The organism is Mameliella sp. LZ-28 (assembly GCF_012274245.1).
In the GTDB taxonomy this organism is placed as follows: domain Bacteria; phylum Pseudomonadota; class Alphaproteobacteria; order Rhodobacterales; family Rhodobacteraceae; genus Antarctobacter; species Antarctobacter albus.
In genome coordinates this window covers 467139-486362 of sequence record NZ_JAANYX010000022.1, presented here as the reverse complement: position 1 = coordinate 486362, position 19224 = coordinate 467139, and the positions used below count along the sequence as shown (strand labels likewise).

Here is a 19224-nt window from a genome sequence, read left to right as displayed (position 1 = left end):
GTCCCCGCCCTTTTCGACTGCGCCGGTGCGGCGGCTTACTGGATGCGCTGACCGTTGGCCAGGACGTGGCCCTCGGCGTTGATCTCGATGGTCGAAGTCGCGGTGTCGGGGTCTTCACCCGGCACGGTGAACATCGACATCATCATGCGAAAGCCCATCGCGTCCTCTTCGGGCAAAAGGCCCATCGAGATCAGGCTGTCGACAAGACCGTTTGCACCCGCGATCGACACGTCCAGCTTGCCCTCGGGACGCGGCACGCCGCCGAATGTCTGCAAGTCGCTGTTGTCGAAGGTGAAAGCGCCCGAGCCCTTGACCATCGCACCCACGGCATCGACCACGAGGCTGTTGAGCGTCAGCGAGTTCAGCTCACCCGGCATACCGCCGGTCATGCCCAGCTTTTCCATCGAATCCGTGTCCAGCAGGCTGATGAAGGGCGTGACCATCGCATCGAGGCTGAAGGCGACGGTGGCCGGATCGCGGGGCAGCACCTCACCCGGGTCAAAGATGTTCCACAACATGTCGTCCATCGTGAACCCGCCCAGGGTCAGCGACAGCGACGCGGGGCGCGGCTCTTCGGAGGGCGACAGCGGCATGGCCAGCGAGAAACCGGCCTCGCCCAGCGCGGCGTTGATCGGCAACGGCAGTTCCGGGCCGGACATCGCAACGGTCTGATCCGCAGCCGACAGACGATAGGACAGGTCGGTTTCCGACACGGCCACGCCGAACTCGCCACCGGAAGAGCTGAACATGCCGCTGGTCGGGCCGTCGCCTTCGTTCAGGCTGAACTCTGTCTTGCCGCCGTTGTGCTTGAGCACCGCGTCGACCATGCCACCGTTCTTGAACATCGAGGTCGGGTCCTCGACGTCCAGATCCAGCGGCAGGCGCGTGGTGCCGGTGCTGCTGAGACCGGCCAGGGCCATCGAGAACATGAAGGCATCGTCGCCATCGGGTTCGTCAAAGCTGACATCGATGGCCAGGTCGCCCATCGTCATGTCCTGATCGATGCTGCGCATCGCCTCGTCCTTCATGATGTGCGAGGTGCCAGACAGCGGACCCATGCTCATCGTGGCGCTGATGACGTCGCGGCCGTACTCTTCCTGGTCCTCGTGGTCGAAGACGCGGGTCAGTTCCAGCGCGACACGCTCGCCCGAGTAGGTGTACGTCAGATCGCCGGGGTTGCCGGACACCAGCATCTCGAGATCGGTGTGGGTCATTTCCAGCACGATTTCGCCGACGACCTCGTCATCGTCTTCGACGAAGTAGACCATGACCTCGCCCACCTCGGGGTAGGTGATGGACACGCTGCCTTCACCGGCTTCGGCAAAGGTCATCGGCGGCATGGTCACGCGGACAAGGCCATCCTCTTCGGGGATGGTGACGACCATCGTCATGTCCGAGATCACCAGCGACGAGCCTTCCATCGTCTCTGTGGCGGTGATCTGGTAGCCGAAGTTGGACATGTAGGCTTCGAAGTCGTCCCAGACCTGCTGGGGCGTGACATCGGCCCAAGCCTGTCCGGCCATAGCCACGATGGCCAGCGCAGAGGCTGTTGCGTAGCGTTTCATAATCTCTCCTCTCTGTCGGGGCAAACGAATGGGTGCAGTGTCAAGGCCTTCTCGGGGCCGGTCAAGGGACTGGATTCCATACTATTGAGCGATTACGACAGTTGCGAGACGCCATTTGTGGCGCAAATCACCAATTCCATCAGGAGACTGGGCATGAGCAGCGATCTGAGCGGAAAAACGGTACTGATCACGGGCGCAAGCCGCGGGATCGGGGCCGAGGCGGCGCGGGCATTCGCCGCGGCGGGGGCACGGGTGGCGCTGGTCGCGCGCTCTGCCGAGGCGATCGCGGACCTGGCCGGCGAGATCGGCGAACAGGCGGTGGCGATCCCCTGCGACATCGCCCGTTACTGGGAGGTGGAACAGGCGGTGACCAAATGCCTTCAGGCGCACGGCAGCCTGGACATCCTTGTGAACAACGCCGGCGTGATCGAACCCGTGGCCCGCATGGCCGATGCCAATCCCGAGGCCTGGGGAGAGGTCATCGACATCAACCTCAAGGGAGTGTTCCACGGCATGCGCGCGGCACTGCCCGTGATGCTCGACTCCGGCGGCGGCACGGTGCTGACCATCGGGTCTGGCGCGGCGCACGGGCCTGTCGAGGGCTGGTCGCACTACTGTTCGTCCAAGGCCGGTGCGCTGATGCTGACCCGCATGATGGACAAGGAATACCGCGACCAGGGGATGCGGGCGATCTCGCTTTCCCCCGGGACGGTGGCCACGCAGATGCAGCGCGAGATCAAGGCCAGCGGCATAAACCCGGTCAGCCAGCTGGACTGGTCGGCCCATATCCCGCCCGAATGGGTTGCCAAGACGCTGGTCTGGATGTGTTCCGACGCGGCGGACGGCTGGCTGGGTGATGAGGTTTCCCTGCGGGATGAGAGCATTCGCAAGGCAGTGGGACTGACATGATCCGTCTGGACCGCGACGACGGGCTGTGGATCGCCACGATCGACCGGCCCGAAAAGGCCAACTCGCTGACCGCCCGGATGCTCGAAGAGCTGTGCGACATCGCCGAGGATGCCCAGACGGGCGCCCGGGCGCTGATCCTGACCGGTGCGGGCAAGGTGTTCTCCGCCGGTGCGGATCTCGAAGCGGCGAAGGCAGGTCTGGCTGTCTCGCCACTGTGGGAACGGCTATCGGGCGCGATTGCCCGACACCCGGGCCTGACGATCAGCGCGCTGAACGGGACCGTCGCGGGCGGGGCAATGGGCATGACGCTGGCCTGTGACCTGCGGATCTCGGTCCCCGGCGCCAAGGTGTTCTACCCGGTGATGAAGCTGGGCTTTCTGCCGCAACCGTCAGACGCCAAGCGCCTCGTGGCACTGGTGGGTCCGGCAAGGGCCAAGATGATCCTGATGGCGGGCCAGAAGATCCCGGTCGAAGAGGCACAGGCCTGGGGCCTGATAGACCGGTTGGTCGAGGGCGACGTGCTTGCCGAGGCGCGCGCGCTGACCACCGACACGGTGGGCGCCGGTCCGGAACACGCCCGCGCGATCAAGGGATTGATCGTCTAGCTGTTCGCACACAGCCGCGCGATGACGCTGTCGGAGGTCACACGACCCAGCGCCGCGCCCGCCTCGGTCACGGTCAGAGGCCCCTCTTTCAGCCTTGGCATCAGGTCCCGGATTGGGGTTTCGGCCGCGATCTCGCCCGCTCCGTTGCCCGTGCCAGGTTCCATCACGTCGCGTGCGGTCAGCACGCCCAGCGGATTCATGTTGGCGACGAAATCGGCGACATAGTCCGAAGCAGGGTTCGAGAAGATCTCGCGCGGGGTGCCGGTCTGGACGATGCGGCCGCCTTCCATGATCGCGATGCGGTTGCCGATCTTGAAGGCCTCGTCGAGGTCGTGACTGACAAACAGGATGGTACGTTTCAGCTCACTCTGCAGGTCCAACAATTCGTCCTGAAGACGGGTGCGGATCAGCGGATCGAGCGCCGAAAAGGGTTCATCCATGAGCAGGACCGGCGCCTCGGTGGCAAAGGCACGGGCCAGGCCCACGCGCTGCTGCATGCCGCCGGACAATTCACCGACCTTGCGATCGCCCCAATCGGCCAGCCCCACCAGCGCAAGCTGACGCTTGACGGTCTCGGTGCGCTCCTTGCCGCCCTGCCCCGCCAGTTCCAGCCCGAAGCCCACGTTTTCGGCCACGGTGCGCCAAGGCAGCAGACCGAATTGCTGGAACACCATCGCCACGCGGCGCTGGCGGATACGGCGCAGGCGCGCGGCGGTGCAGCTGGCCACGTCGACCATGTCGCCGTCGTCATTCACCAGCACCCGCCCGCGCGCGACCTTGTTCAGCCCGTTGACCGCGCGCAGCAACGTCGACTTGCCCGAACCGGACAGGCCCATCAGCACGACGATCTCGCCCTCCTCGACGCTGAGCGTGCAGTCATGCGCGCCCAGCACCTGGCCGGTTTCAGACTGGATCTCGCCCCGGTCCTTGCCCGCATCCGCCAGGGGCAGCGCGCTGGCGGGACGGTCGCCGAAGATGATCGAGACGTTTTCGAAGGCAACGGCGCTCATTGTTTCCACCTCAGGGCACGGTCCAGCATGATGGCGACGACCACGATGATCAGCCCCGCCTCGAACCCAAGGCCCGTGTCGACCCGGTTCAGCGCGCGCACCACGGGCACGCCCAACCCGTCGGCGCCGACCAGCGCCGCGATCACCACCATCGACAGCGACAGCATGATGGTCTGGTTCAGCCCGGCCATGATCTGCGGCAGCGCACTGGGCAGCTCGACCTTCCACAGCTTTTGCCCCGGCGTGGCGCCAAAGGCATCCGCCGCCTCCAAAAGCGCCTTGGGCGTCGAGGAAATGCCCAGGTGAGTCAGGCGGATCGGCGCGGGCACGACAAAGATCACCGTGGCAATCAGGCCCGGCACCATGCCGATGCCGAAAAAGACGATGGCCGGGATCAGGTAGACGAAGGTCGGCAGGGTCTGCATCAGGTCCAGAACTGGACGCAGGAACCGGTAGAGACCGGGATTGTGGGCGGCAAAGATGCCGACGGGCACGCCGACCCCCATGCAGACCACGCAGGCCGAGAGCACCAGTGTCAGGCTTTCGGTCGTCTCCTCCCAGTAGCCTTGGTTGAGGATGAAGAGAAAGCCCAGGAAGACCATCAGGGGCACCTGCCAACTGCGGTGCAGCGCGGCGGTCGCGGCGGTGAACAGCAGCACCACCAGCATCTCATGCGGGGTCTGCAACAGCCAGAGGATCGCCTCGATCAGCGCCTCCATCGCCACGGCCATGCCGTCGAAAAACCAGCCTCCGTGTTCCTGCAACCAGTCAAAGACCGCCTCCGCGGCATCACCTACGGGGAGCTTGTGCTCGGTCAGCCAGTCCAAATGTCATCCCTTTCGTTCCCTGACCAAAGCATGAGGGCTGTGCCGCCAGATGTGAAGCGGGTTTCCCGATTGACGCTTGGTGACGAGCGCGCGCCATGAGAGCCTGACCGTGCGGAAGCCGGAGAGAGATCATGAGTGACATCACCTTTTACACCAATCCCATGTCGCGCGGGCGCATCGCCCGCTGGATGCTGGAAGAAACCGGCGCCCCCTACCGGACGGAAGTCCTGGATTATGGCCCCGCCATGAAGGCCCCCGCGTACCGGGCACTGAACCCGATGGGCAAGGTGCCGACCGTGGTGCATGGCGAGGTGGTGGTGACGGAATGCGCGGCGATCTGCGCCTATCTGGCCGATGCCTTCCCCGAGGCCGCACTGGCGCCAGAGCCCGGATCGGACGCGCGGGGCACCTACTATCGCTGGCTGTTCTTTGCCGCCGGGCCGGTCGAGGCGGCGGTGACGGCGGCGTCTTTCGGCTTCGACACGCAGGATGAGCAGGCCTATGGCCGGGCCGGCTGGGGCAACCTGGAGACGGTGACGGATACGCTGGAGGGGCTGCTCTCCGACGGGCGGCCCTACCTGCTTGGCGACCGGTTTTCGGCGGTCGATGTCTACCTGGGCTCGCAGATAGCCTGGGGGCGGCAGTTCGGCACCCTGCCCGACCGCACAGCCTTTGCCCCCTACATCGCGCGGATCATGGGGCGTGAAGCGGCGGTGCGGGCGCAGGACATGGACAATGCCCTGATGCCGCAACAGGACGAAGGCTGACCGATGGGGGCGCCGTGGCGCCCCCGCCGCGATCACTTCAGCGCGTCCATGACGGCGGCCTTGGCGTCACCACCGTCCATTGCGGTCACGCCGTCCAGCCAACCGTCCAGTACGCCGGTATTGGCCGAAAGCCAGGTCCTGGCGGCATCCTCGGGGTCTTCGCCTTCGTCGAGGATCAGCGCCATGATCTCGTTTTCCATCGCGAGGGTGAACTCGAGGTTCTTCAGCAGCGCGCCGACATTGGGGCATTCATCCACGTAGCCCGCGCGGGTGTTGGTATAGACCGTGGCCCCACCCAGATCGGGGCCAAAGTAGTCGTCGCCGCCGGTCAGGTAGGTCAGGTCGTAGTTGGCGTTCATCGGGTGCGGTTCCCAGGCCAGGAAGACCACGGGTTCGTCGCGCTTCACTGCGCGACCGACCTGTGCCAGCATCCCCTGCTCCGAGCTTTCCTTGACCTCGAAGGCGCTGAGGCCAAAGGCGTCGGCGTCGATCATGTCCATGATCAGGCGGTTGCCGTCATTGCCCGGCTCGATTCCGTAGATCGTCTCGTCCAGCGCATCCGCATGGCTGGCGATATCGGCAAAATCCGCGATCCCCAGTGCGGCGCCCACGGCATTGGTGGCCAGCGTGTATTTGGCGCCCTGCAGGTTGTGACGCACGGTATCGACGGTGCCCGCCTCACGGTAGGGCGCGATATCCGCCTCCATCGTCGGCATCCAGTTGCCCAGGAAGACGTCGATGTCGCCCTCGGCCATCGACGTATAGGTCACCGGAACGGACAGCACCTTGATGTCGGTCTCGTAGCCCAACGCATCCAGGACCAGCGTTGTGGCGGCAGTGGTGGCGGTGATGTCGGTCCAGCCGACATCCGAAAAGGTGACGCTGCCGCATTCGGCCATCGCGGTGCCCGCAACGAGGCTCAGCGCAAGCGCGGACGTGAGGGTCTTTGTCATGGAAATCTCCCTGGTTGGTTTTGCGCGTGAGTAGATCGTGCCTTTGGCCCCAATGCAACCGGGATGGAACCGGCGGCGGAAGGTCTCGCAGGTGGCGAAGCGCTGTGCCATCATCCGGTACGAGGCAATTTTCGAAAGGCAGGATCATGGCGGATCTGGAACAGCGCATCGCGCAGGGGCGCGGGGATGAACCGGCGGACAAGGTGCTGCGCGGCGGGCGGGTGTTCGACCTGATCACCGGCGAGTTTCTGGAGGGCGACGTCGCGATCTGCGGCGACACGATCGTCGGCATCATGGACCGCTACGAGGGACGCGAGGTGATCGACGTCTCGGGCCTGATCCTGGTGCCGGGGTTCATCGACACCCACCTGCATATCGAATCCTCTCTGGTCACGCCCTTTGAATTCGACCGCTGCGTGGGTCCGCGCGGGGTGACGACGGCCATCTGCGACCCGCATGAAATCGCCAACGTGATCGGCGAGGCCGGCGTGCGCTATTTCCAGGAGGCCAGCCGACACACGCTGATCGACATCAAGGTCCAGCTGTCGTCCTGCGTGCCCTCGACCCACATGGAAACCGCCGGGGCCGAACTGACCGCGGCAGAGATCGCCGGGCTGATGGGGCATCCCTCGGGCCTGGGTCTGGCGGAGTTCATGAACTTCCCCGGCGTGATCCATCGCGATCCCGGCTGCATGGACAAGTTGCGCCTGTTCGAGGGCGGACATGTGGACGGGCATTGCCCGTTGCTGTCCGGCACGGACCTGAACGCCTATGTCGCGGCGGGCATCCGGACCGAGCACGAGGCGACCAGCGCGGATGAAGCCCTGGAGAAGCTGCGCAAGGGGATGCGGGTGCTGATCCGCGAAGGCTCGGTTTCCAAGGACCTTCATGCGCTGCAACCGCTGCTGAATGAACGAACGGCGCCCTACATGTGCCTCTGTACCGACGACCGCAACCCGCTGGACATCGGCGAACACGGGCACCTGGATTACATGATCCGCGAGTTGATCCGGCTGGGATCGTCGCCCCTGGCGGTCTATCGCGCGGCCAGCCTTTCGGCGGCCGAGGCCTTTGGCCTCAAGGATCGCGGCATGATCGCGCCGGGCAAACGGGCAGACATCGTGGCCGTCGGATCGCTGGAGGCTTGCGACGCGCGGATGGTGCTTGCGGGCGGCGTGGTGCTCTCGGAGGCGGCGTTTGCGGCCCGCGAGACGGTGGCGCCCGTGGGGCGTGCTTCGGTCAAGGCGCCGCGGGTCTCACCCGAGAATTTCCGGGCGCGGGCGAACCGGGTCGAAACGGATGTGATCGGCATCCGAGAGGGCCAGATCCTGACCGATCACCTGCACGAGGACATCCCCATCGTGGACGGTGACAAGGCGCCCGACGCGGCGCGTGACCTGGTGCGCATCGCCGTGGTGGAACGGCACGGCAGGAACGGCAATATCGCGACGGGTTTCGTGAAGGGCTTTGGCCTGCAGGCCGGGGCCATTGCCTCGACTGTCTGCCACGACCACCACAACATCGCCTGCGTCGGCGTGGATTACGCCGACATGGCCGTGGCCGCCAACCGGCTGTCAGAGATCGAGGGCGGTTTCGTGGTGGCGCGGGACGGACGGGTGCTGGCCGAACTGGCGCTGCCCGTTGCAGGACTTATGAGCCTGGAGCCCTTCGAAGAGGTCCGCGCCCGGTTGGTCGATCTGCGGGCGGCGGCGAAGTCGCTGGGTGTGACGCTGGAAGAACCTTTCTTGCAACTGGCCTTCCTGGCGCTGCCGGTAATCCCGGCGCTGAAGATCACCGATCGCGGCATGGTGGACGTGAACCGCTTCGAGATCATCGGGTAAGGCAAGATCCTCCCGCCGCCAGATAGTTTCGGCCCGAACGGGCCGAAACGTCATGCAATCCGATCCTTGTCCCGCTTAGAGACGGTTCAGCAGCGCAGGCGTCGGCCAGGCATCGGCGGGCAGGCCCAGTTCGCGCTGGACGTTGCGTACCGCGTCACGGGTGCCCGCACCAAGGATGCCGTCGATTTTACCCACATCGTAGCCGCGCGCGGCCAGCTTGGACTGCAGGCGCTTCATCTGCTCACCCGACAGGCCCGGCTCTGGGTTGCCCGCGTCATAGACCGGCGCACCCTCCAGCCTCGTGCCGAAGTAGGCGGCGGTCAGGACGTAGGTAAAGCTCTGGTTCCACTCGAAGTAGATGCTGAAGTTCGGATAGGCAATGAAGGCCGGGCCTTTGCGGCCCTGCGGGATCACGATCGATGCCTCGAGCCGGCCATCGTCCAGCGCGCCATGCTTGCCGCGCACGCCCAGCTGCTCCCATTCCGCAACCGTCTTGGTGGCGTGCATGCCCGTGTCGTACCAATCCAGGTCCGAGGGCAGCTCGACCTCCTGCAGCCAGGGCTCGTTCGGGCGCCAGCCGAGATGCGACAGCATCTTGGCACCGGACATCAGCGCATCCGGAGCCGAGGTCTTGGGCGTCACATGGCCGTCGCCGTCCCCGTCGACGCCGTTGATCAGGATGTCCTTGGGCAGCATCTGGACCATGCCGATCTCACCGGCCCAGGCGCCGGTCGTGGTGCGCGGATCGAAATCGCCGTTCTCGTACAGCTTGAGCGCCGAGAAGATCTGCGGCCGGAAGATTTCCGGGCGACGGCAGTCATGCGCCAGCGTCACCAGCGCGTTCAGCGTGTTGAAATCGCCCTGGAAGGCGCCGAAATCCGTCTCGAAGGCCCAAAAGGCCAGCAGGACACCGCGCGAGAGGCCGAATTCCCGCTCGATCCGGTCAAAGACAGAGTCGTAACGGTCCGCCATCTGGCGCCCCTTGTCCAACCGGTACTGGCTGATCAGCTTGCGCGAGAAGGTGATGAAGGGATCCTGGAAGATCCCCTGACGGCGATCGGCCCGCAACACGGCATCGCTTTGCTGGGCGCTGGCGAAAAACTGCCGAACCGTTGCGGGGTCATGTCCCTGCGTGACCGCCTCTTGCGCCAGACCGTCGACGAAGGCGCCAAAGCTGCCGCCGCAGGGAACGTCCTGCGCCTGAGCCGCGCCCGCCAGCATCACTGCACCGATAATTGCCGAAAACCGCATGGAATTCCTCGCTTGCTCTCTTTGGCAGCACAGTATCAACACCGGCGCCCGGGGCAAGCGTGCTTCGGGGTGTGGGCGCCCGACGGCGCATACCCGACAACCGGGGCGGGTATTTACCGTTTATTCAAAATTCTCATGGCAATTAACCGTTTCTTCACTCCTGTGAACACATGATGAAGGCAAGGAACGGTTCACCGGGGATGGTCTGTCCCTGTGCTGGGTGCGAGGAGAGTCGCTTGAACGTGCTGATCGTGGAAAACAGCGAGCCGCTGGCTCAGCTGTGGCAGAGGCATATCCAGCGTGGAGGTGCCCGTGTCTGGACGGCCTCCACCGAGGAGGTCGCCTTTGACCTGCTTGCGGCACAGAGTTTCGACATCATCATCCTGGACGTGGTGCTGGATGGCGGCAACGCGTTGGCGGTCTCCGACCTGGCGCAGTTCCGCCAACCCGAGGCGCGGATCATCTTCGTCACCAACACGACCTTCTTTTCAGATGGGTCGATCTTCAATCTCTGCGCAAATGCCTGTGCCTTCCTGCCCAGCAGCACTTCGCCCGACGACCTGGCCACGATGGTCCGGCACTACGCCCGCGCGGGTTGACGCGGTTCAGGCGGCGCGCAGCCGGTCACGCCCATGCGGCGCTCCAAGATCCAGCTCCGGCCCGATGGGCACGATGCGATTCGGGTTCACCGTTTCGTGGCTATAATGGTAATGCCGCGTAATATGGTCGAAATTCACCGTCTCTGCCACGCCCGGCCACTGGTATAGCTCGCGGGTGTAGGCCCAGAGGTTCGGATAGTCGACGATCCGCGCACGGTTGCACTTGAAGTGACCGTGATAGACCTTGTCGAACCGGATCAGCGTGGTGAACAGCCGCCAGTCGGCCTCGGTGACCCGGTCGCCCATCAGGTAGCGGTTGTGCGACAGCCGGTCCTCGATCCAGTCCAGCGTGTCGAACAACGGATGAACGGCGGAGTCATAGGCCTCTTGCGTGGTCGCAAAGCCCGATTTGTAGACGCCGTTGTTCAGCGTGTCGTAGATGCGTGCATTCACCGGCTCGATCGCCTCGCGCAACGCCTCTGGCCAGAAGTCCTGCGTGTTGCCGGTGATCCCGTCGAACGCGCTGTTGAACATGCGGATGATCTCGGCACTTTCGTTCGAGACGATGGTTTCGCGGTGCTTGTCCCAGAGCACCGGGACGGTGACGCGGGTCGTCGCCTGCGGATCGGCCTTGGTATAGATGTCACGCAGGAAGGGCAGGCCATACAGAGTGTCGCCCGTGGCGCCCTTGTCGTCGGTCTCGAAGGTCCAGCCGTCGCCCAGCATGTCCGGATGCACGGCGCTGACGGTGATCAGGTCCTCCAACCCCTTGAGCTGGCGAAATATCAGCGCGCGATGCGCCCAGGGACAGGCATAGCTGACATAGAGATGATAGCGGCCCGGTTCGGCCTTGAACCCGCCCTCGCCCGTCGGGCCGGGGGCGCCATCGGCGGTGATCCAGTTGCGCCAGCTCGACTCCGACCGCACGAACTTGCCGCCGGTCTTTCCGGTGTCATACCAGCCCTCATGCCAGGTGCCCTCAACAAGTTGTCCCATGATGTCCTCCTTTGACCTGGCAAGGAGGTAGAGCCACAAGGCCCGCGCACCAAGGCCAACCGGCGCGCAGGGGGCCTGTGCTGGCGCACAAGCCCGTCTACCGCATGAAGGTCTGCCAGACCCAGATCAGCAGCAAGGCCCCCAGCACCGCGCCCACGAGTCCCGCCAGAAGCCCGGTCATGGTCAGCAGGAAGCGCAGGACAAGGCCGCCGATCAGCGCCCCGCCGATGCCGATGGCGATGGTCGGCAGGATGCCGGTTTCCATCCTCATCATGCGGGTGGCAAGGAAACCGGCGGCGGCGCCGACAATGATGAGCCAGACGATATGCATGGGTGCTCCTGTTGGGCTGGCGCGTCTCTATGGGCAGGATAGGCGAGCGGGACGGCGGCGCAATGGGGAATTGATGAGCGTGTTGCCGGCACCCGGAGCGGCCGCCGCTGCTTCTTTGGTTTTCCAAATACCCTCGGGGGAGTCGACCGAAGGGAGACGGGGGCAGAGCCCCCTGCCCGCCCGCCTCAAGTCGGTCGCTTGAGGTCAGCGCCGGCGCCAGTGGGTCGGCACGATGATCAGCGCCCCGATCGAAGAGAGGATGGCGTTTACACCGGGACTGCGAAATCCGATGCCGAACATGATGGTGACAAAGTAGAACAGGAAGGCACCACCGATGCATATGATGATGCTTTGCAGGATGCCGTTGCGGGTAAAGCCCGATTTCTCGGAGAGATAGCCGGTGATCCCGGCGATGACCACGGTGCCGATCAGGGTGGGGAACATGCGGGTCTCCTTGCGTCCGCGGGCACGATAAGGGTCCGGGCGCGCGATGCCCAGAGGGTCAACCTCCCAGCTGTGTGCCCCTGGGCAGGGGGCAACCGTTGAGGAAGGTGGCGGCGTCCTGCGCGCCCTTGCCCGCCCGTTGCGCGCGGGTGATGCGCAGGGCGCCGGTCCCGCAGGCCACGGTAAAGCGGTCGTCCAGCAGCGTACCCGGCGCGCCTTGCCCCTCTGCCGGTTCGGCGCCCAGCAGCTTTATCCGGTCACCGCCGTACGTGGTCCAGGCCCCGGGAAAGGGCGCAAGGCCGCGAACCTGGCGCGAGATCTCCTCAGCAGGTCGGGTCCAGTCGACGGCGGCCTCGGCCTTGTCGATCTTCGCGGCATAGGTGACCCCCTCCTCGGGCTGAGGCTCGGGCACCAGGTCGTCGATCCGGTCGAGCGCCTGCGTGACGAGCTGGGCGCCCATCCGGCTGAGCCGGTCGTGCAGTTCCCCGGTGGTTTCCGTTGCCCCGATGGGCGTGGCCTCGCGCAGCAGCACCGGGCCGGTGTCGAGCCCCGCTTCCATCTGCATGATGCATACGCCGGTTTCCGGGTCTCCGGCCATGATGGCGCGGTGGATCGGGGCTGCGCCGCGCCAGCGGGGCAGCAGCGAGGCGTGGATGTTGAGACAGCCGTGTTTCGGCGCATCCAGCACCGGCCGCGGCAGGATCAGCCCGTAGGCGACCACAACCGCCACATCGGCGTTCAGATCGGCGAATGCGGCCTGGTCCTCAGGCGATTTCAGCCGCTCAGGGTGCCGGACGGGCAGGCCCAGCGCAAGGGCGCGCTGGTGCACCGGGGTCGGGCGGTCCTTCTTGCCCCGTCCGGCGGGGCGCGGTGGCTGGCAATAAACGCAGGCGATGTCATGGCCCGCCGCGTGCAGCGCGTCGAGAACCGGGACGGAGAAATCGGGGGTGCCCATGAAGACAACGCGCATGTACCTGCTCCTGCGGTGATCATGTCGCGGGTGTAGCGCAGGCAGGCGGGCGAGACCAGACGGCGTCAGGCGCGTTTGCGGGCCTTGCGCAGCAGCATGTCGCGTTTCATCTTGCTGAGCCGGTCGAAATACATCCGCCCGTTCAGGTGGTCGATCTGATGCTGGACCGAGGTGGCCCAGAGACCGACAAGATCCTTGCGCACTTTCATTCCCTGCGGGTCGGTGTAGGTGACGGTCACGGCGCGCGGGCGGCTGATTTTCGCATGCACGCCGGGCAGGTTGGGGCTCGCCTCATCATGGTCACGGAATTCGACCGAGGCATGCAGGATCTCCGGGTTGGCCATGCGCAGGGGCTTGCCACGTTCCTCGGAGGCATCCACCACCGCAAGTCGCAACATCACGCCGATCTGCGGCGCGGCAAGGCCGACGCCGGGCATCGCCTCCATCGTGTCGATCATGTCATCCCAGATGGCACGGATCTCGTCGGTGATTTCAGCGACCGGCCTGGCGGCGGTGCGCAGGCGCTTGTCCGGCCAGGGAACGAAAGGACGTACGCTCATGTGCCCTGCCCTGCTTCATAGGCCGCCAAGAGCGCATCGCGCCCCGCCCGGTCCAGCCGGTCGAAATGCAGCACCCCGTCGAGATGGTCGTATTCGTGCTGGGCGATGGTGGCCTCGGCCCCTGTCAGGGTCAGTTGCCGCGCGGCGCCCGTCAGGTCGGTGAAGGCAAGGGTGATCTCCGCCGGGCGGGTCACCTCTGCCGTCACGCCCGGGACGGAGAGACAGCCCTCTGTCGCCACGGCCTGTTCGTCAGAGGCCGAGAGGATCGCCGGGTTGATGCAGACAAGCGGGGTCATGTCCCCCTCTTTCCAGCCCGCGTCCATGACAAAGAACCGCTGCATCACGCCGACCTGCGGCGCGGCAAGCCCACGGCCAGGCGCATCGTACATGGTTTCGAACATGTCCGTTACCAGCGCCTCGAGCGCGGCGGGGTCCTCGACCGGGGCACAGGGCAAAGCCAGGCGCGGGTCGGGCCATTTCAGGATCGGAAGGATGCTCACGCCTTTTCCCGCGCCCTCTCTTTCTTGAGCTTGACCATCTTGCGGGTGATCATCTGCCGCCGAAGCGGTTTCAGGTAGTCGATGAAGAGCTTGCCGTCGAGGTGGTCGATCTCGTGCTGGACGCAGGTCGCCCAGAGCCCGTCGAAGGTTTCGCGCTGCAGCTTGCCGTCACGGTCGAGCCACTCGACATCCACCACCTTGGGCCGTTCGACATCGGCATACTGGTCGGGGATGGAAAGACAGCCTTCCTCGTAGACGTTGCGTTCATCGCTGCTGGCCACCACCTGCGGGTTGAACATGACCAGCGGGCGCGGGTCGTCCCCGTCATCCTTTTTCGCGCAGTCCAGCACGATCAGCCGCGACAGGATACCGATCTGCGGCGCGGCCAGCCCGATGCCCGGGGCGGCGTACATGGTTTCCAGCATGTCGTCCGAAAGGCTGCGCAGATCGTCCGACAGATCGTCGACGGGGGCACAGGCCTTTTTCAGGCGGGGGTCGGGGTGAATAAGGATCGGCCGTTTCATGCGCCCGATTTAAGCATCACGGACAACATAGGCAAGCGCGGCCCCTTGCACCTGACACCGGGACGGATAGCTTGCGCGTCAAAGTCGCAGAAAGGGCAGAGTCATGAGCCGGTTTGACGAGGACATCGACCGCGTAGGCACGCATTCGACCAAGTGGGACATGATGGAGAAGGTCTATGGCGTCTCGCCAGAGGACGGGCTGGCGATGTGGGTCGCGGACATGGATTTCCGCCCGCCGGACTGCGTGTCCTCCGCCCTGCAGCGGATGGTCGACCACGGCCTGTTCGGTTATTTCGGCCCCGATACCGCCTATCGGGACGCGATCCGCTGGTGGCTGGACACCCGGCACGGCTGGGAGATCTCGCCCGACTGGATCTTTTCCACGCATGGGCTGGTGAACGGGACGGGCCTGTGCCTGCAGGCCTATACCGAGCCGGGCGACGGCGTGGTACTGTTCACGCCGGTCTATCACGCCTTTGCGCGGGTGATCCGCGCCGCAGGCCGCGAGGTGGTGGAATGCCCGCTGGTGATGAACAACGGCCGCTACGAAATGGACTTCGACGCCTACGACGCCATGATGACCGGGCGTGAGAAACTGGTGATGCTGTGTTCGCCGCACAATCCCGGTGGCCGGGTCTGGACAGAGGACGAGCTGCGCGGGCTGGCCGAGTTCGCCAAGCGGCATGATCTGGTGCTGGTCTCGGACGAGATCCACCACGACCTGCTGATGCCGGGCGAAAAGCACATCCCGATGGCCAAGATCGATGCGGGGATCGAGGACCGGCTGGTGATGATGTCGGCCACCACCAAGACCTTCAACATGGCGGGCAGCCATATCGGCAATGTCATTATCCCCGATACCCCCCTTCGCAAACGCTTTGGCGAGGTCATGGCAGGGCTTGGCATGTCGCCCAACTCGTTCGGCATGGTCACGGCGACGGCTGCCTATTCGCCCGAGGGCGCGGCCTGGGTCGACGAGCTTTGCGCCTATCTGGACGGCAATAGGCGGCTGTTCGACGAGGGCGTGAACGCCATCCCGGGCGTGCAGTCGATGCCGATGCAGGCAACCTACCTGGCCTGGGTCGACTTCGCGGGAACAGGCATGGCCCCCGAAGAATTCACCCGGCGGGTGGAAAAGGAAGCACGGATCGCCGTGAACCACGGCGAGACTTTCGGCAGTGGTGGAGAGTCCTTCGTGCGGTTCAACTTTGCCACGCCCCGGGCGCGGGTGGCCGAGGCGGTTGCAAGGCTTCAGGAGGCGTTTTCCGACCTGCAGTGAAGGTCGGATTTGCGCCCAATCCAGCCCGTCGCGCCCTTTGGGCGTGGCGGGTGCGAGGGGCCAGCCCCTCGCGCTCCCCGGAGGTATTTTCAGCCCAAAGAAACACCGAAGGCGGAGCGAGGCGCGCGCCGGAGGTCACTGTCGCGGCGGGCGAGGACGATAGACCGGCAGGCGCCAGCCCAGCGTCAACGACCCGGCACGCAGCCCGATGGTCACCAGCGCCACGAGGCCCGCGCTGAGCGCGGGCGAAGCCCCGGCCCGGGTGGCCAGGACGCCGGCCAGGGATCCGGCGAGGGCACAGGTGACGTAAAGTTCCCCCTGTTTCAGCACCAGCGGCAGTTCGTTGGCGACCACGTCGCGCGCCAGCCCTCCGGCACAGCCGGTGGCGATGCCCATGACCAGCACCACGCCAACGGGTTGGCCCAGCCCCTGCGCCACTCCGGCCCCGGCGGCAACGGCGACCCCCAGCGCCAGCGCGTCCAGCCAGAGGATTGCGCGCATCCGGCTTTCAAGCAGGTGGGCGGTGAAAAAGACCAGAACGGCGGCGCCTGTCACCACGGCAAGGTAGGTCTGGTCGGCAATCCAGATCGGCGTGCGGTTCAGCAGCGTGTCGCGCAGGGTGCCGCCCCCCAGCCCCGTCAGACCGGCGAGAAAGGCAAACCCCACGATGTCCAGCTGTGCCCGGCTGGCCACCAGCGCGCCGGTCAGGGCAAAGACCAGTACGGCGGCATAGTCGAGCAGGACCAGCAGGCTCATGCGCGGTCCGCCGTCATTTCTTGAAGGGCGCCATGCCCGCGCGCGCCAGTTCGTCGGCGCGTTCGTTTTCCGGGTGGCCGGCGTGGCCCTTGACCCATTCCCAGGTCACCTGGTGGCGCTTTTGCGCCTCGTCCAGCCGCTGCCAGAGCTCGACGTTCTTGACGGGTTTCTTGGCGGCGGTCTTCCATCCGTTGCGCTTCCAGCCGTGGATCCATCCGGTGACGCCGTTCTTGACGTAGGCGCTGTCGGTCACGACGGTTATGGTCGAGGGGCGGGCAAGACTTTCCAGCGCGTTGATCGCCGCCAGCAGTTCCATCCGGTTGTTGGTGGTCTGCGCCTCTCCGCCCTTCAGTTCACGCTCCTTGACGACCGTCTCGCCGTCCATCGCGCGCAGCAGGGCGCCCCAGCCGCCCGGGCCGGGGTTTCCGGAACAGGCGCCATCTGTATAGGCAAAAAGCTCAGGCATGGGCAGTCACCGTGATCCAGGGGGCCATGACGTTGTCGAGGCCGAGGTCCTCGCCGTGGCGGAAGGAGCCGGGCGTGAAACCCGCGGCCCGCAGGAGGCCGGAGAGTTCGGCTTCGGTGTAATAGGTATAGAGGCGGCCGAGGTCGTCGCGCTTGCTGCCGGTGCCGGTTTTCACCCCGACATGGAACAGCCCGCCCGGTTTCAGCGCGCGGTGAATGGCCGCCAGATGGCGGGGCATGGCCTCACGCGGGGCGTGCAGCAGGCTGAAATTGGCCCAGATGCCATCATAGGCAGCCTCTGCGTCCAACGAATCGAAATCGGCCTGGCGCGCGCTGACCCCGGGATGGGCCGACGCCAGTTCCATCATCGCGGCGGAGGCATCCCAAGCGTCGACATGATGCCCGGCGGCGGCCATGTGGCGCGCCGAGAGGCCCGGGCCGCAGCCGAGGTCGAGCACATGCGCCTTTTCCGGCAGGGCCTCGATGAAGGCCCGAAGAGTGGCGTCCGGGGCGTCGGAGGCGGTGACGCGGGCGTAGTCCTCGGCCCGGCTGTCATAGATACGGATGGTCTCGCGGTCTGTCATGGCGGTGGTCTGGCCTTTTCCGGCGCCCTTCGCAAGCCGGTTCAGAGCAGTGCGGTGAGCAGCAGGCAGGCGACGACCAGAGCCGTCAGCAGGATACGCAACCGCATCCACCACGGCGGCGCCAATCCCCAGCGCCAGAAGGCGGCATCCAGCAGCAACAGCGCCAGAAATCCGAAGGTCAGGTTGAGAGCGGCAGCGGTCTCGCCGCCGCCCGTGGTGAAAAAGGCCCAGAGCGCGGGAATGACGGAAAGCACGTAGCCGGTGGTCGCGCGGCTGCCTTCGGCCTTGGTGGCAAAGCCCCACAGCACGCCGGACATGAAGGACAGGATCACCGCACCGTAGAACAGTTGGACATAGGGGCCGACGAAACGCGGCCCAAGGAAGCCAGTGGCCCAATCGTGCAGGCCGGGGGACAGCAAGGTCAGAACACCCCAGCCGAAAGGCAGCACGCCGGCCAGGCCAAGGATCAGGGCAGAGCGGGGGATCCGGGACATGGGCGGATCAGGCCGGTTCGCGCAGAACGCGCGGCACCTTGAACTCGACATTTTCCTGCGCGGTTTCGACCAATTCGACCGTGACGTCATAGCGGGCGCGGAAGGCGTCGATGACCTCCTCGATCAGGACCTCGGGCGCCGAGGCCCCGGCGGTGACCCCCACCGATCCGATGCCTTCCAGCGCGCGCCAGTCGATATCCGTGGCGCGCTGGACCAGCTGCGAATAGGCACAGCCCGCGCGGCGCCCGACCTCGACCAGGCGTTTCGAATTCGACGAGTTTGGCGCGCCCACCACCAACAGCGCATCGGCCTTTGGCGCCAGCGCCTTGACCGCCTCCTGGCGGTTGGTGGTGGCGTAGCAGATGTCTTCCTTGTGCGGGCCGACGATGGCCGGGAAACGCGTCCGGAGCGCGGCCACGATGTCGATCGTATCGTCGACGGACAGGGTCGTCTGTGTCACGAAGGCCAGGCGCTGGGGATCGCGCACCTCGACATGGGCCACGTCCTCGACCGTTTCGACCAGCAGCACCTCGCCCGGCGGCAGCTGACCCATCGTCCCCACGGTCTCGGGGTGGCCGGCATGGCCGATCATGACCATCTGCAACCCGTTCTCGTGGTGGCGGGCGGCCTCGATATGTACCTTGGAAACCAGCGGGCAGGTCGCATCGACATAGATCATTTCGCGCCTGGAGGCCTCTGCCGGAACGGATTTCGGCACGCCGTGCGCGGAAAAGATCACCGGGCGGTCGTCGGGGCAGTCTTCCAGCTCCTCGACAAAGACGGCCCCCTTGGCGCGCAGATCGTCGACGACATACTTGTTATGGACGATCTCGTGGCGGACATAGACCGGCGCGCCCCATTTCTCGAGCGCCATTTCCACGATCTTGATCGCCCGGTCGACACCGGCGCAGAAGCCGCGCGGCGCGGCCAGGTAGAGAGTGAGCGGCGGCAGTCTGTCGGTCATCGCGCGGCCTTTCGTCCTGTGCTGTCCCCT

At 65.6% G+C, this 19224-nt stretch carries 23 protein-coding genes; 6 read left to right on the top strand and 17 right to left on the bottom strand.

The features are described from left to right. Positions 1 to 35 precede the first annotated feature (35 nt). Positions 36 to 1565: a DUF2125 domain-containing protein gene (locus G9Q80_RS14840; protein ID WP_088714477.1), complete on the bottom strand. Its 1530-nt coding sequence runs from the start codon at positions 1563 to 1565 to the stop codon at positions 36 to 38. A 153-nt stretch (positions 1566 to 1718) separates the two neighbouring features. On the opposite strand from G9Q80_RS14840, the gene G9Q80_RS14835 reads away from it, so the two are divergent. Both G9Q80_RS14835 and G9Q80_RS14830 read left to right on the top strand, forming a co-directional pair. Then, the gene (locus G9Q80_RS14835; RefSeq protein ID WP_088714476.1) at positions 1719 to 2474 is read left to right on the top strand and encodes an SDR family oxidoreductase; all 756 of its coding nucleotides are present in this window, start codon (positions 1719 to 1721) and stop codon (positions 2472 to 2474) included. Beyond that, entirely contained in the window at positions 2471 to 3079 is a 609-nt protein-coding gene (locus tag G9Q80_RS14830) for an enoyl-CoA hydratase/isomerase family protein (RefSeq protein WP_088714475.1), read from the top strand. The genes G9Q80_RS14835 and G9Q80_RS14830 overlap by 4 nt, the downstream gene beginning before the upstream one ends. Here the strand turns inward: G9Q80_RS14830 and choV are convergent. Then, entirely contained in the window at positions 3076 to 4089 is a 1014-nt protein-coding gene (choV, locus tag G9Q80_RS14825) for a choline ABC transporter ATP-binding protein (protein WP_069207987.1), read from the bottom strand. The two genes, G9Q80_RS14830 and choV, sit on opposite strands and share 4 nt — an antisense overlap. Continuing rightward, positions 4086 to 4916, bottom strand: a complete 831-nt coding sequence (gene choW, locus G9Q80_RS14820) for a choline ABC transporter permease subunit (protein WP_074622348.1) — start codon at positions 4914 to 4916, stop codon at positions 4086 to 4088. The genes choV and choW overlap by 4 nt, the downstream gene beginning before the upstream one ends. Before the next feature lie 131 nt (positions 4917 to 5047). Here choW and G9Q80_RS14815 point away from each other — a divergent pair, with 131 nt between their 5' ends. After that, a complete protein-coding gene (locus tag G9Q80_RS14815) occupies positions 5048 to 5683 on the top strand; it encodes a glutathione S-transferase family protein (protein WP_198549963.1) in 636 nt (211 codons plus the stop codon). A 32-nt stretch (positions 5684 to 5715) separates the two neighbouring features. On the opposite strand, the gene choX is transcribed toward G9Q80_RS14815, so the two are convergent. Beyond that, a complete protein-coding gene (gene choX / locus G9Q80_RS14810; protein ID WP_088714545.1) occupies positions 5716 to 6636 on the bottom strand; it encodes a choline ABC transporter substrate-binding protein in 921 nt (306 codons plus the stop codon). A 146-nt stretch (positions 6637 to 6782) separates the two neighbouring features. On the opposite strand from choX, the gene ade reads away from it, so the two are divergent. Beyond that, positions 6783 to 8477, top strand: coding sequence for an adenine deaminase (gene ade / locus G9Q80_RS14805; protein WP_088714473.1), 1695 nt, complete (start codon positions 6783 to 6785; stop codon positions 8475 to 8477). Between the two features lie 75 nt (positions 8478 to 8552). Here ade and G9Q80_RS14800 read toward each other — a convergent pair whose 3' ends face one another. Then, complete coding sequence (locus G9Q80_RS14800) at positions 8553 to 9728, bottom strand: lytic murein transglycosylase (protein ID WP_088714472.1); 1176 nt, start codon at positions 9726 to 9728, stop codon at positions 8553 to 8555. A gap of 242 nt (positions 9729 to 9970) precedes the next feature. On the opposite strand from G9Q80_RS14800, the gene G9Q80_RS14795 reads away from it, so the two are divergent. After that, on the top strand, positions 9971 to 10327 hold the full coding sequence (locus G9Q80_RS14795) for a response regulator transcription factor (protein WP_332835988.1): 357 nt from the start codon (positions 9971 to 9973) through the stop codon (positions 10325 to 10327). 6 nt (positions 10328 to 10333) lie between these two features. Here G9Q80_RS14795 and G9Q80_RS14790 read toward each other — a convergent pair whose 3' ends face one another. The 7 genes from G9Q80_RS14790 to def (G9Q80_RS14760) form a co-directional block, all read right to left on the bottom strand. Continuing rightward, positions 10334 to 11323: a glutathione S-transferase family protein gene (locus G9Q80_RS14790; RefSeq protein ID WP_088714470.1), complete on the bottom strand. Its 990-nt coding sequence runs from the start codon at positions 11321 to 11323 to the stop codon at positions 10334 to 10336. 97 nt (positions 11324 to 11420) lie between these two features. Beyond that, complete coding sequence (locus G9Q80_RS14785) at positions 11421 to 11654, bottom strand: GlsB/YeaQ/YmgE family stress response membrane protein (protein ID WP_043142272.1); 234 nt, start codon at positions 11652 to 11654, stop codon at positions 11421 to 11423. Positions 11655 to 11858: 204 nt separating this feature from the next. Continuing rightward, positions 11859 to 12098: a hypothetical protein gene (locus tag G9Q80_RS14780; protein WP_088714469.1), complete on the bottom strand. Its 240-nt coding sequence runs from the start codon at positions 12096 to 12098 to the stop codon at positions 11859 to 11861. Positions 12099 to 12156: 58 nt separating this feature from the next. Further along, positions 12157 to 13068 (bottom strand): methionyl-tRNA formyltransferase, encoded by a 912-nt coding sequence (fmt, locus tag G9Q80_RS14775; protein ID WP_088714468.1) that lies wholly within the window; start codon positions 13066 to 13068, stop codon positions 12157 to 12159. A gap of 65 nt (positions 13069 to 13133) precedes the next feature. Then, positions 13134 to 13628, bottom strand: coding sequence for a peptide deformylase (def, locus tag G9Q80_RS14770; protein WP_088714467.1), 495 nt, complete (start codon positions 13626 to 13628; stop codon positions 13134 to 13136). Further along, positions 13625 to 14128, bottom strand: a complete 504-nt coding sequence (gene def, locus G9Q80_RS14765; protein ID WP_088714466.1) for a peptide deformylase — start codon at positions 14126 to 14128, stop codon at positions 13625 to 13627. The genes def (G9Q80_RS14770) and def (G9Q80_RS14765) overlap by 4 nt, the downstream gene beginning before the upstream one ends. Continuing rightward, positions 14125 to 14652 carry a peptide deformylase gene (def, locus tag G9Q80_RS14760; protein ID WP_043142282.1) on the bottom strand — a complete coding sequence of 176 codons (528 nt, stop codon included), beginning with the start codon at positions 14650 to 14652 and terminating at the stop codon, positions 14125 to 14127. Before def (G9Q80_RS14760) ends, def (G9Q80_RS14765) begins: the two co-directional genes overlap by 4 nt. Positions 14653 to 14755: 103 nt before the next feature. Between def (G9Q80_RS14760) and G9Q80_RS14755 the strand changes: the two genes are divergently transcribed. Then, the gene (locus tag G9Q80_RS14755; RefSeq protein WP_088714465.1) at positions 14756 to 15931 is read left to right on the top strand and encodes a MalY/PatB family protein; all 1176 of its coding nucleotides are present in this window, start codon (positions 14756 to 14758) and stop codon (positions 15929 to 15931) included. Positions 15932 to 16066: 135 nt separating this feature from the next. Here G9Q80_RS14755 and G9Q80_RS14750 read toward each other — a convergent pair whose 3' ends face one another. The 5 genes from G9Q80_RS14750 to ispH are packed head-to-tail and all read right to left on the bottom strand — an operon-like array spanning position 16067 to position 19194. Then, entirely contained in the window at positions 16067 to 16687 is a 621-nt protein-coding gene (locus G9Q80_RS14750) for a trimeric intracellular cation channel family protein (RefSeq protein WP_074622339.1), read from the bottom strand. A 13-nt stretch (positions 16688 to 16700) separates the two neighbouring features. Continuing rightward, positions 16701 to 17153 carry a ribonuclease HI gene (gene rnhA, locus G9Q80_RS14745; protein WP_043142287.1) on the bottom strand — a complete coding sequence of 151 codons (453 nt, stop codon included), beginning with the start codon at positions 17151 to 17153 and terminating at the stop codon, positions 16701 to 16703. Next, positions 17146 to 17736 carry a class I SAM-dependent DNA methyltransferase gene (locus G9Q80_RS14740; RefSeq protein ID WP_088714464.1) on the bottom strand — a complete coding sequence of 197 codons (591 nt, stop codon included), beginning with the start codon at positions 17734 to 17736 and terminating at the stop codon, positions 17146 to 17148. The genes rnhA and G9Q80_RS14740 overlap by 8 nt, the downstream gene beginning before the upstream one ends. A 41-nt stretch (positions 17737 to 17777) precedes the next feature. Continuing rightward, positions 17778 to 18230, bottom strand: coding sequence for a DUF3429 domain-containing protein (locus G9Q80_RS14735; RefSeq protein ID WP_074622336.1), 453 nt, complete (start codon positions 18228 to 18230; stop codon positions 17778 to 17780). Between the two features lie 7 nt (positions 18231 to 18237). Beyond that, positions 18238 to 19194 (bottom strand): 4-hydroxy-3-methylbut-2-enyl diphosphate reductase, encoded by a 957-nt coding sequence (ispH, locus tag G9Q80_RS14730; RefSeq protein WP_088714463.1) that lies wholly within the window; start codon positions 19192 to 19194, stop codon positions 18238 to 18240. Between the last annotated feature and the right edge of the window lie 30 nt (positions 19195 to 19224).